The 12,097-nt window shown below is 70.5% G+C and carries 9 protein-coding genes and 1 pseudogene; 4 read left to right on the top strand and 6 right to left on the bottom strand.

Annotation, left to right across the window (positions count from 1 at the left end; all coding sequences use genetic code 11):
* Positions 1-359: 359 nt before the first annotated feature.
* The 5 genes from JNW98_RS03885 to JNW98_RS03865 form a co-directional block, all read right to left on the bottom strand.
* Positions 360-2,960, bottom strand: coding sequence for a SpoIIE family protein phosphatase (locus JNW98_RS03885; RefSeq protein ID WP_223766634.1), 2,601 nt, complete (start codon positions 2,958-2,960; stop codon positions 360-362).
* 191 nt (positions 2,961-3,151) lie between these two features.
* Complete coding sequence (locus JNW98_RS03880) at positions 3,152-3,565, bottom strand: ATP-binding protein (RefSeq protein WP_223766630.1); 414 nt, start codon at positions 3,563-3,565, stop codon at positions 3,152-3,154.
* Between the two features lie 265 nt (positions 3,566-3,830).
* A complete protein-coding gene (locus tag JNW98_RS03875) occupies positions 3,831-4,034 on the bottom strand; it encodes an SPOR domain-containing protein (protein WP_223766629.1) in 204 nt (67 codons plus the stop codon).
* Positions 4,035-4,170: 136 nt separating this feature from the next.
* Positions 4,171-5,823: an APC family permease gene (locus JNW98_RS03870; RefSeq protein ID WP_223766628.1), complete on the bottom strand. Its 1,653-nt coding sequence runs from the start codon at positions 5,821-5,823 to the stop codon at positions 4,171-4,173.
* Between the two features lie 383 nt (positions 5,824-6,206).
* The gene (locus tag JNW98_RS03865; RefSeq protein WP_223766627.1) at positions 6,207-6,959 is read right to left on the bottom strand and encodes a GntR family transcriptional regulator; all 753 of its coding nucleotides are present in this window, start codon (positions 6,957-6,959) and stop codon (positions 6,207-6,209) included.
* Between the two features lie 264 nt (positions 6,960-7,223).
* Between JNW98_RS03865 and JNW98_RS03860 the strand changes: the two genes are divergently transcribed.
* From JNW98_RS03860 to JNW98_RS03845, 4 genes and pseudogenes are all read left to right on the top strand, one after another.
* Positions 7,224-8,618, top strand: a complete 1,395-nt coding sequence (locus JNW98_RS03860; protein WP_223766626.1) for a M1 family metallopeptidase — start codon at positions 7,224-7,226, stop codon at positions 8,616-8,618.
* Between the two features lie 17 nt (positions 8,619-8,635).
* A pseudogene (locus JNW98_RS03855) lies at positions 8,636-9,383 on the top strand (SMP-30/gluconolactonase/LRE family protein); the annotation flags it as partial.
* Positions 9,358-10,092 carry a hypothetical protein gene (locus JNW98_RS03850; protein WP_223766635.1) on the top strand — a complete coding sequence of 245 codons (735 nt, stop codon included), beginning with the start codon at positions 9,358-9,360 and terminating at the stop codon, positions 10,090-10,092. The pseudogene JNW98_RS03855 and the gene JNW98_RS03850, both read left to right, overlap by 26 nt.
* A gap of 190 nt (positions 10,093-10,282) precedes the next feature.
* Complete coding sequence (locus JNW98_RS03845) at positions 10,283-10,864, top strand: Uma2 family endonuclease (RefSeq protein ID WP_223766625.1); 582 nt, start codon at positions 10,283-10,285, stop codon at positions 10,862-10,864.
* 78 nt (positions 10,865-10,942) lie between these two features.
* Here JNW98_RS03845 and ychF read toward each other — a convergent pair whose 3' ends face one another.
* Positions 10,943-12,031 (bottom strand): redox-regulated ATPase YchF, encoded by a 1,089-nt coding sequence (gene ychF / locus JNW98_RS03840; protein WP_223766624.1) that lies wholly within the window; start codon positions 12,029-12,031, stop codon positions 10,943-10,945.
* Between the last annotated feature and the right edge of the window lie 66 nt (positions 12,032-12,097).

The following is a 12,097-nucleotide window of genomic DNA, read 5'->3' as shown; positions in this document are numbered from 1 at the left end:
ACGAAGCGCCGGACGCGGCGCGGCCGGCTCGGGCGCTGGGCGGAGCGCTGCTCGGCGGCATCGTCCTGGCCGGCCTGCTCCCCGCCACGTTCGGAGGCGGCGCCACGAGGGGGCGTCTGGCGGCGCCGGAACGGTGAGGGTGCCCCGGTCCCACCCCTTCGCCGCTTCCTGGGGCTGCGCCCCAGACCCCCTTTGTCGCGGCTCCGCCGCTCGTCCTCAAACGCCGGACGGGCTGGATATCGCGCCCGGGGCGCGCACTTCAGCCCGTCCGGCGTTTGAGGACAACCACGCGGAGCGCGGTTTCAGGGGGGTGCGGGGGCTCGCCCCTGAAAGAAACGGTGAAAGGGCGGGTCCGGGGCTCAATACAGGCTCATCAGAGCCTCAACAGCATCGGGCGCCCCCGCCTCCCCATCCGGCAACGCCAGTTCAAACCACACCGTCTTCCCTTGCGGGGGAATCCGCCGGCTCCCCCAAGCCGCGCTGAGCAACCCGACAAGCTGCAGGCCACGCCCGCCTTCATCCGTGTCCCGAGCCCGCCGCCGCCGAGGCTGCACCGACCCCGCGTCCCACACCTCACACACCAACGTCCGGTCCAGCAGCAGCCGCAGCCGGATGTCGCCCTCCCCGTACCGCAGCGCATTGGTGACCAGCTCACTCACCAGCAACTCCGTCGTGTCGACCAGACTCTCCAGCCCCCACTGCGGCAGCATCTCCCGGGCGAGCTCCCGAGCCCGGGCGACGGACCGCGGCTCGGGAGGCAGCGTCCAGTCGCCGACGTGCCCGGGCGGCAGCCCCCGCAGCCGGGCCATCAGCAGAGCGATGTCGTCCTCGCCGTGATGGGTGTCCAGGGCGGACAGGACGTGATCGCAGACGTCCTCCAACGGCCGGGCCGGATCCGTCAGAGCGTCCTGGAACGCCTGGAGCCCCTCGTCCAGCGGATGGTCCCGGGACTCGACCAGACCGTCCGTGTACAAGGCGAGCAACGCCCCGTCGGGCAGTTCGAGGACGGTCTCCTCGAACAGCTCCCCGCCCACCCCGAGCGGCATCCCCGGCTGCACCTCCAGCAGCCGCGCCGGCTTGCCCTCCTCGACCAGGACGGGCGGCAGGTGCCCGGCGTTGGCGACCGTACAGCGCCGGGTGACGGGGTCGTACACCGCGTAGACGCACGTCGCGAGGTAGACCTCGGAGAGGTCGGCGGGCCGGACGCTCCCCCGCACCCCGCGCGAAGCGGACTGCTTGCCGCCGGGCCGGCCGAGGCCGTGGGCGATCTCGTCGAGGGCGGACAGCACCTCGGCCGGCTCCATGTCCAGCATGGCCAGCGTCCGTACGGCCGTGCGGAGTTCGCCCATGGCGACGGCGGCCCGCAGGCCGCGGCCCATCACGTCGCCGACGACCAGGGCCGTGCGGTGGCCGGGCAACTCGATGACGTCGAACCAGTCGCCGCCCACCTCGGTCGCCGCGTTGCCGGGCAGATAGCGGCAGGCGATCTCCAGCCCGGCGGCCTCCGGGTCGACCGGAGGCAGCAGGCTGCGCTGGAGGATGAGGGCCCGCTCGTGCTCGCGCCGGTAGAGGCGGGCGTTGTCGATGCAGACCGCCGCCCGCGAGGCCAGCTCCACGGCGACGGCCGTCTCCCGCTCGCCGAAGGGCTCGCTGCCCTTGGTGCGGGTGAACTGGACCAGCCCCATCACCGTGTCCCGGGCCACCATCGGCACGGCCAGCGTGCACTGCGCCGACACGCCCGGCTCGGGCGCGTCCCCGCCCTCCCGGCCGCCGCCGGGGACGGCCTGCACCTGGGCGGTGCGCAGGGCGCCGGCGCACGGCGAGTGGAAGGGGTACCGGTGCACCTCGCCGACCTGAATGGCCTTCTCGTCGGGCTCGTCGGAGGCGACCGGCGCGCCCGACACCGCGCTGGCGAAGGCGACACGGCGCAGCTCGGCGCTGCCGTCGGCCAGGCCGGGCGGCGCCTCGTCACCGGCCAGCAGCCCCTGGTAGAGGTCGACGGAGGCGAGGTCGCAGAACTGCGGGACGGCCACGTCCAGCAGTTCGCGGGCGGTGGTCTCCAGGTCGAGGGAGGTGCCGATGCGGGCGCTCGCCTCGTTGAGCAGGGCCAGGTTCCGCCGGACGCCGGCGGCCTCCCGTTCGGCCCGGCGGCGGCCGGTGACGTCGGTGGCGATGGCGGCCACGCCGATGGGCCGTCCGCTGCCGCCGTGCAGCCGGTAGAGCGAGACCGACCAGCGGCGGCGTTCGGCCTTGCCGGGCACCGGTCCCATGAGCTGGAGATCGGCCACCGGCCGGCCCGTGTCGAGGACCTGGCGGAGGGCGAGCGTCAGCCGTTCGGCCTCCGTGCGGGGCAGGAACTCGTGCGGCTTCCGCCCCCGGTGCCAGGCCACGGGACGGCCGAGGGCCTGGGCGAAGCTCTCGTTGACGCGGAGCAGCCGCAGGTCCGTTCCGAAGAAGAAGAAGCCCAGGGGAGATTGGCCGAAAACGGCTTCGGACGCCGCGATGTCGGTCTCTATTCCCTGGAGCGCCCGGACGTCGACGGCCACGCAGAGCGCGGCGCGCTCGCCGCGCTCGTTCCGGCTGGGCATCACGTAGATCTCGGCGAGGCCCTGCTGCCGCCCGTCGCGCTGGTACGGGACCAGGCCGGTCCTGGCGCGGACGTCCGGGCCGTCACCTCCACCGAGCGGCAGGTCGCCGTGGTCGCCCGGGTCATTCGAGTCGCCCGGGTCATTCGAGTCGCTCGAGTCGCCCGGGTCGCCCAGGTCGCCCGAAAAGAGGACCCCTTGCTGCGCGGCGGCGAACACGTCCTGGGGATCCCGGCCGACCGCCTGCCCCGGAGTTATTCCGAAGAGCTCGGTGGCGCGCTCGCTCCACTGCTCGATCCGGCCGTCGGGTCCCAGCGAGAACGACGCCACGCGAATGTAGTCGTAGAGGGATCCGGGCGGGCTGTTCTGCCACATCGAGGTGGTGTCCTTACCCTCTGGGCTGCCCGCCTCAGCGCCCGCTGGCTTTTCGCTCACGTGCCCGTCCCCTCCGGCTCATGTGCTCGCACCGGCATCAGAAGGCCGAGTATCCAGCACGAGAGGCCCTCGGAACACGGACTTCACGATCACAGCACGGTCTCGACCCGCAATGGGTCTTCCCCGGGTTCCTAACCTGGCAAGCTCAGTTCGAACCACACCGTCTTGCCGTTGTCACCCCGGCGGGTACCCCAACGACGGGACGCCAGTGCGACGAGCTGCAGTCCGCGGCCGCCCTCGTCGTCGGCTTCGGCCACGCGTTCGCGGGGCGGATCGGGCAGCGGATCGGAGACCTCGACCTGGAGCACGCGGCCGGCGCGGGAGTACATCCGGACGCCGATGGGGCCGGTGGCGTGCCGCAGGGAGTTGGTGACGAGCTCGCTCACGAGGAGGACGGTGACGTCGGTGACGTCCGCCAGGCCCCAGGAGAGCAGGGTGTCGCGGACGAGCGTACGGGCGGTGCGCACCGCACCGGCCTCGGCGGGGAAGCTCCATTCGGCGAATCCCGGCGTCGATGCCAGTGCGCTGTCGCTCACGCCGACCACTTCCCCGACCGCTGACGCGACCCAGCCGGGCCGGAATGCCCGGCTTGGGACCAATAATCAGCACATACCCGGTATGAGGGCCTGTGTATCGCTCCCGCCCGCAGTCGGGCTACGGCGGGGCGGCGGGGCCGGCGAGGGGGCGCGCCGGGCCGCTACCGGCGCGTTCGGACGCGGGGTACGGCCGCGGATGACTCCGGATACCGCCGCGGGTGACTCCGAGTAGGGCCGCGGACGGCTCCGGGTACGGCCGCGGGTGGCCCCCCGGTCAGGGGGCCACCCGCACGCGTTCGACTATGTAGAGCTGCTTGTGGTGGCCCCTTTTGTCGCGGGCCCCGTCAAGGTTCTCGTCCAGGCGGTCGGCGACGCGCTCCGCCTCCGTCCTGGTGGCGTACCGCCCGACGCGGTAGCGATTGCCGTTGTCGTCCTGGCGGATCACCAGCCAGGGCAGGACCGGTTCGCTCTCACTCATCGCCCCTGCCCCTCCGCCGTCGCACCCTTCGGGAAGAAACCGCAGTCCGCATATGCCCGAGCGTACGCCCGACCTTTACGCAGCGGATACGGGTTTTCACGAAGAGGTGCGCATTCGGCCACGCGTACGCGTGGGGTTACGCCTTGGACGTCTCCGGAGCCGCCGTCGCGGACGCCTCCGCCGCCTCGATGCCCTCGATCTCCTCGATCTCCTTCTCGGTGGCGACCAGCGTGGGGTTGCGCCAGGCGCTCTGCACGCCCCACACGTAGAAGGCCAGGCCGATCAGGGCGACGACCAGCAGGTCCCAGCCGTCGCCGAGGTAGCCCTTGCCGCCGTAGTCCTTGCCGCCGGCCCACGAGACGAAGGCCATGACCAGCAGGTACATCACCATCCAGGCGCCGGCCTTGAGGTGCGGCTTGAGCTCGGCCCACGGCTTGCGCAGCTCGTACCAGGCCCAGATCGGCAGACCGACCGCCATGATCAGGATGACCTTGCCGGTGAGCGGCCACTTGCCCCAGTAGAGGACGAGCGAGCCGAAGACCATCGCGATGGGCGCGATGACGGGCATGGCGCGCAGCTTCACCGGGCGGTTGATGCCCGGGGCGATGCGGCGCAGCGACATCACGGCGACGGGGCCGGTGATGTACGAGATGACGGTCGCGATGGAGACGATCTCGGCCAGCGAGCCCCAGCCGCGGAAGACGGCGAGGAAGAGGAAGGCGATGACCAGGTTGAGCAGCAGGGCCGGACGCGGCACGCCGGTCTTCGGGTCGACCTTGCCGAAGATGCCCGGCAGGTGACCGTTCTCCTGGACGCCGTGGATCATGCGCGAGGTGGTCGCGGCGTAGATCATGCCGGTGCCGGAGGGGGAGACGAAGGCGTCCGCGTAGAGGACGATCGCCAGCCAGTTCAGGCCCCAGGCGATGGCCAGGTCGGCCAGCGGGGACTTGTAGGTGAGGGCGCTCCAGCCGTCGCCGAGGTCGGCGGAGGGGACGGCCATCAGGAAGGCGACCTGCAGCGCGATGTAGATGACCAGCGCGATCAGGATCGAGCCGATGACGGCCTTCGGCAGCGACTTGCCCGGGTTGCGGGCCTCCCCGGCCATGTTCAGCGGGGACTGGAAGCCGTTGTACGCCCAGACGATGCCGGAGGTGGCCACGGCGGTGAAGACCGCGTTCCAGCCGTTGGGCGTGAAGCCGCCCGCCACCTCGATGTTGTGCGTGTCGAAGTGCGACCACATCAGGGCGCCGGCGGTCAGGATCGGAACGACGACCTTAAAGATCGTGATCAGGTTGTTGGTCTTCGCGAACAGGGTGATCGCGAACCAGTTCAGGAAGAAGTAGAAGACCAGCAGGACGCTGGCGAGGGCCACACCGGCGCCGGTGAGCTCCTTGCCGTCGTACAGGTCCTTGGCCCAGCTCCACTTCCAGGAGCTCATGTACTGGACGGAGGCGGTCGCCTCGCCGGGGATGACGGAGACGATCGCGATCCAGTTGGCCCAGGCGGCGAGGTAGCCGGCGAGCGAGCCGTGCGAGTACTGGCCGTAGCGGACCATGCCGCCGGCCTTCGGGAACATCGCACCCAGCTCGCTGTAGGTCAGGGCGATGGTCAGCGCGACGACGGCGCCGATGACCCAGGCGAGGATCGCCGCCGGACCGGCGATGCCGGCGGCCCGCTGGGCACCGAAGAGCCAGCCGGAGCCGATGATCGACCCGAGGCCGACGGCCGTCAGGGCCACCGGACCTAGGGTCCGGCGGTAATTGGAGTGGGAACCCTGTTCGGTACTCAAGCCCCGGCTCTCCTTTTCTTTCTTACTCCCCCACAGCAGGACACAAACCGCGCCATCGTACGAGCGATTTGGCCGAGTTGATTCCGCCAAAAGGCCCTGACCAGGGGGTATGTGAGTTTTGCAACACCGGAAACCGGGTCTTTACATGTGGGTATACCGGGGCGTACCGCACACTTCCTACCCTCGAGTAAGGAGTGCGAGTAAGGGGCTCTTTCCAGCCACGCCTCTGACCGGCGGGCCGGTTCCGCCGGACGTCGCGAACGTTCACGAGGACGACACGTCCACGTCACTGTGGACTGGTACGCGAAAGGGGGCCGAGCGGTTCCGCCACCCCACCGTGACCTGCACAGCCTCACATGACGCCGCGACCTCACATGACGCCGCTACTTCACCGGAAGGTGGTACGCGACCCGGTGCCGCTCGGCGAGCATCACCACGTCCGCCGTCTCCACCGCCCGCCCGCCCGCGAAGTACGTCCGCGAGACGACGAGGACACAGTGGCCCGGCACCCCGCCCAGCGCCAGCGTCTCCTGCGCCAGGCCCGGGCGGGCGCTGATCTCCTCGGTGACGTTGTCCACCACGAGGTCGATGGCGGCCATCCGCTCGACCACCCCGCGACCGGCCAGCGGCCCCTCCTCGGGGAGCATCACCGGCGTCCGCCCGGTGACGGCGAGCGGCTCCCAGGAGGTGGAGAGCATCGCCGGCTCGCCGGCGCAGCGGAACAGGTAGTCGGTGCGCATCACCCGGTCGCCGGGCGCGATCCGCAGCCGCTCGGCGACCCCGGGCGAGGCGGGCACCTGCTCGCTGCGCGCCTCCCAGGTGCCCTTGACCCGGGGGTCGGCCTGCTCCTGCCGGAACGACGAGGACTCCCCCACCGCCCGATAGCCCGTACGCACCACCGCCCGCCGCTCGGGCCGCTCCCGCACGTAGGTGCCCGACCCGGACCGGCCCTCCACCAGCCCCTCGGCCATCAACACCTTGCGCGCCTCCAGGGCCACCGTGTCCGAGACGCCGTACTGCTCGCGGATGCGCGCCTGGGAGGGCAGGCGGGTGTGCGGCGGCAGCTCTCCGGCGACGATCTTCTGGCGCAGATCGCCGGCGACGCGCAGGTATGCGGGCTGGTCACCGAATGCCACGTCCACTCCCAAGGTTGACGGTCCGCAACAGCTTGGCAACTCACCGTTGCGATCCGCAACTGAAGGCCAAGGAATCACTAGATGTGGTGAATTGCAGCTCAGAAGGGTGTGAGCGCCACCCTGACGCACGTGCAATACGCACTCTCCGACGGCACATCTGCGACGATGCGGACGATCTCTGTGATCTTCGGAAGTACCGGAGGATCAGGACGGCCCGGATGTTTCGGGAGATCCAGGGAGCCGGCGATCCGAAGGAGCCAGCCCATGCGCCGCCCCTCTCTCCTCTGCGCCCTCCCTTGCCTCCTCCTGCCGGCCTGCGCCCCCGCCGGAACGACCGTCGTCCGCCCCGCCGACACCGCCACGGCCGGCGCCAAGGGCGTCGGAGACCCCCTGTTCCCGGCCATGGGCAACGGCGGCTACCAGGTGGAGCACTACGGCCTGTCACTGACGTACGAACCGAAGGACGGCGGAATCACCGCCACCGCCGAGATCGGCGCCCGCACCGACCGCGCCCTGTCGTCGTTCAGTCTCGACTTCCACGGCCTCCAGGTCGACGGCGCCACGATCGACGGCACCCCGGCCACGGTCGCCCGCACCGGGGACGCGCTCCGGCTGACCCCGGCGAAGGAACTCGCCGCGGACACCGCCTTCACCGCCGTCGTCACCTACCACGGCGCCCCCGAGACACTCACCGACCCCGACGGTTCCCAGGAGGGCTGGCTCAAGACGCCCGACGGCGCCGTGGCGCTCGGCGAGCCCAACGGCTCCATGGCCTGGTTCCCCGGCAATCACCACCCGTCGGACAAGGCCGCCTACGACCTGACGGTCAGCGTTCCCGAGGGCATGACCGCCGTTTCCAACGGCGAACTGAGCAAACAGCAGACGGCGAACGGCCGGACGTCCTTCACCTGGCACACCGCCGAGCCGATGGCCAGCTACCTGGCGACCGTCGCCATCGGCTCCTTCACCCTCGACCGCACCGCCGCCGGCACGGTCCCGCAGACCGTGGCCATCCACACCGCCCAGGCGCAGCGGGCCGCCGACGTCCCGTCCTGGGTCGCCGCCGTCACCGACTGGGGCGCCCGCCTCTTCGGCCCGTACCCCTTCTCCTCCACCGGCGCCACGATCGGCTCGGGCCCGTCCATCGACTACGCCCTGGAGACCCAGACCCGCCCCTACTTCAACCACGCCCCCGACGAGATCTCCCTCGTCCACGAGATCGCCCACCAGTGGTTCGGCGACTCCGTCACCCCCGGCTCCTGGCAGGACATGTGGCTCAACGAGGGCTTCGCCACCTACGCGGAGTGGCTCTGGCAGGAACAGCACGCCGGCCCCACCGCCGCCGACACCTTCGCCGAATACTACGCCCTCCCGAAGACGGACGACCTCTGGTCCTTCCCACCCGCGAAGCCCCCGTCCGCCGAGGACGTCTCAGGCGACCCGGTCTACTACCGAGGCGCGATGACCCTCCACAGACTCCGCGAGACGGTGGGCGACGCGACCTTCTCCACCATCCTCCGCACCTGGACGACGGACCACCGCCACGGCAACGTCCGCACGACGGACTTCACGGACCTGTGCACCAAGGTGGCGGGCAAGGACCTGGCGCCTCTCTTCCAGAAGTGGCTCTACACCTCCGGCAAACCGACGACGCCATAAAGAAGAAAGGTGCAGCGATGACATCCGGACAGATCCCGACCATCCACGGCGTCTACGAGATCCTGGACGAACGCTTCCACACCGACGGCTGCGTAAACGGCGACGCACGCCTCGAACGGCTGCACCACGGCTGCCGCTGGGCCGAGGGCCCGCTCTACGTCCCCGCGCGGCGCCAGCTGATCTGGAGCGACATCCCCAACGACCGCATGTCCGCTGGGACGAGGCGACGGGCGCGGTGAGCACCTTCGCGCCCCCGCCGGCCGCAGCAACGGCAACACCCTGGACGCCCGCGGCCGCCTGATCACCTGCGAACAGGGCAACCGCCTCGTCACCCGCACCGAACCGGACGGCACGATCACCGTCCTCGCGGACCGCTTCGAGGGCCGCCGCCTGAACAGCCCCAACGACGCGGTGGCCGCCGCCGACGGGACCGTCTGGTTCTCCGACCCCGACTTCGGCATCCGCAGCGACTACGAGGGCCACCGCGCCGAGAGCGAGATCGGCGCCTGCCACGTCTACCGCATCGACCCGGCCACCGGCGCGGTGACCATCGCCGCGGACGGCTTCCACGCCCCCAACGGCCTCGCCCTCTCCCCCGACGGCCGCCACCTCTTCGTCGCCGACACCCGCCTCAACGAGATCCGCACCTTCACCCTCCGCGCCGGCGATCGCCGACGATCCACGGTTCTGCGCGTACACCTTCGACACCGCCTGGGGCCCCGGCGAGGAGGCGGCCCTGATGGAGAGCGGTTCGGGGGACGAATTCTCCGTCCTCTTCACCCCGGCCGGCGTGCTCATATGCGGCTTCGACCACGAGTCGGAGATGAGCCCGTACGGGACGGACGACGAGCAGGTCTGGCCCGGCGTCATCGACGAGGTGCCCGCGGCGCTGCGCCCGCTCCTCGACTCGCCCGCCTTCCACGGCGAGGGTATCGACGCCCCTCGCGTCACCGCCTGCCTGCGGCGGGAGACCGGCGACACCGCCTGGCGCACCGGCTCGGGCATCGACTTCCCCACCGGTACGGAGGACCCGGACGGCTCCGGCTTCCTCTTCCACCTCCTCGCCGACCGCTCCCCCGAAGCCGTCCAGGCGCACTTCGAGGACGTCTACGAGCGGCCGGTCCCCCTCGACGCCATCCGCCACGTCCTCGCAGGTCACCCCATGACCCCGGCGATCACCACGGCCCTCAACCCGGCCGCCCTCTCGGACGACGCCCTGCTCCGCCGGATCACCGCGCACCCCGAAGCCGCTTCCTACCTGTCCTCCGGCGGCGAATTCGACCTTGCCCGCACCGATCCGATCGAGCCGATCGCCCTGCCCAACGGCCTCCCGGTGGAGCCCGTCGTCGGCTGCGCGCGGGTGGCACGCACTACCTCTGCGGTCCGGCCGTTCCCAACGGTCCCCGCCCCGTCCTCTATACCGACTCCGAGGGCCGGGCCTCCCTCATCGCCGAGTCCCTCGCCGAGGCCGTGACCCTCGCCATCGTCCTCCCCTCCTGGCACGACGCCCTGGCCGGCTTCCGCCCTCCGGCTCCCCCCGGCCACCGAGCCGGCAGTCCTGGACCGCCTCCTCCTTCGCCGGTGGCAGCGCGCCAAGTCACCGAAAATCCTCGCGCCGAGATCGTTCGCTCTTCAGCCGAGCCGCAGGCCGCTACCGTGAAGCCATGACCGCACTGCCCGACTGGATGCGCCCGCCGCGCGCGGAAGGCTGGTTCGCGGAGGACCTGGACCGCCTCCCCGAGGCACCACGCCACACCGAGCTCATCGACGGAGCCCTCGTCTTCATGATGTCGCCGCAACGGTCCTGGCACGGCCGCCTCGTCACCGCCCTGACCACCACACTCATGGCACAGGCACCGGCCGGCTACGAGGTCGAGCGTGAGATGACGATCCGCCTCGACTCCCGCAACCGCCCGGAACCGGACCTCTTGCTGACGGATCTCCCCTATGACCCCGACCGCACCTGGTACGCCCCCGAAAACGTGAAGCTCGTCGTGGAGGCCGTATCCCCGGAGTCCGCCCACCGCGACCGCACGGTAAAGCTTCGCAAGTACGCAGAGGCCGGCATCCCGCACTATTGGTGCATCGAGGACGAGGACGGCGCACCCGTCGTACACGTCTACGAACTCGACGGACCGACCGGCGTCTACGCGCCCGCCGGCATCTTCCGCGGCACCCTCCGACGCCCGGTGCCCTTCGAGATCAGCCTGGACCTCGACAAGCTCACACCCCCACGAAGCGGCTGAAAAGTCAGCACCATGTCGACGCGGGAACGCGAAAGGGGCCGGACTCGACAGAGTCCGACCCCTTCTGGCCCGCGGCGACTACACGTTGAAGCGGAACTCCACGACGTCGCCGTCCGCCATCACGTACTCCTTGCCCTCCATGCGGGCCTTGCCCGCCGAGCGGGCCTCGGCGACGGAGCCGCAGGTGACGAGGTCGTCGAAGGAGATGACCTCGGCCTTGATGAAGCCCTTCTGGAAGTCGGTGTGGATGACACCGGCGGCCTCGGGGGCGGTGGCGCCCTTCTTGATGGTCCAGGCGCGGGATTCCTTGGGGCCGGCCGTCAGGTAGGTCTGGAGGCCGAGGGTGTCGAAGCCGACGCGGGCGAGGGTGGCGAGGCCGGGCTCCTCGGCGCCGACGGACTGGAGGAGCTCCATGGCGTCCGCCTCGTCCAGTTCGGCGAGGTCGGCCTCCAGCTTGGCGTTGAGGAAGATGGCCTCGGCGGGGGCGACCAGGGCGCGCTGCTCGGCCTTGAAGGCGTCGTCCGTCAGCTCGTCCTCGTCCACGTTGAAGACGTAGAGGAACGGCTTGGTGGTGAGGAGGTGCAGGTCGTGGAGGGGCTCCGCCTTCTCCGAGCCCTGGACGACGCCCGCCGAGAAGAGGGTGTCGCCCTTCTCCAGGATGGCCTTGGCCTCCTCGACGGCCTTGACCTTGGCCGCCTTGTCCTTCTGGATGCGGGATTCCTTGACCAGGCGCGGCAGCACCTTCTCGATGGTCTGGAGGTCCGCGAGGATCAGCTCGGTGTTGATGGTCTCGATGTCGTCCTTCGGCGAGACCTTGCCGTCGACGTGGACGACGTTCTCGTCGGCGAAGGCGCGGATGACCTGGCAGATCGCGTCGGACTCGCGGATGTTCGCGAGGAACTTGTTGCCCAGGCCCTCACCCTCGGAGGCGCCGCGCACGATGCCGGCGATGTCGACGAAGTCGACGGTGGCGGGGAGGATCTTCTGCGAGCCGAAGATCTCCGCCAGCTTGGTCAGCCGGGCGTCGGGGACGCCGACGACGCCCACGTTGGGCTCGATGGTGGCGAACGGGTAGTTGGCCGCCAGCACGTCGTTCTTGGTCAGGGCGTTGAACAGCGTCGACTTGCCGACGTTGGGCAGACCGACGATTCCGATCGTGAGCGACACGTGACGACTTCCTGTAGTGAAGGGCCCAGGGCGAACAAAGGCAGCAAGGGGGCCCGCTCCGGGCCG

This window comes from Streptomyces huiliensis, from assembly GCF_020037025.1.
Lineage (GTDB): Bacteria > Actinomycetota > Actinomycetes > Streptomycetales > Streptomycetaceae > Streptomyces > Streptomyces huiliensis.
The sequence above is the reverse complement of the archived record's forward strand: the minus strand, read 5'-3'. Positions and strand labels throughout refer to the sequence as shown.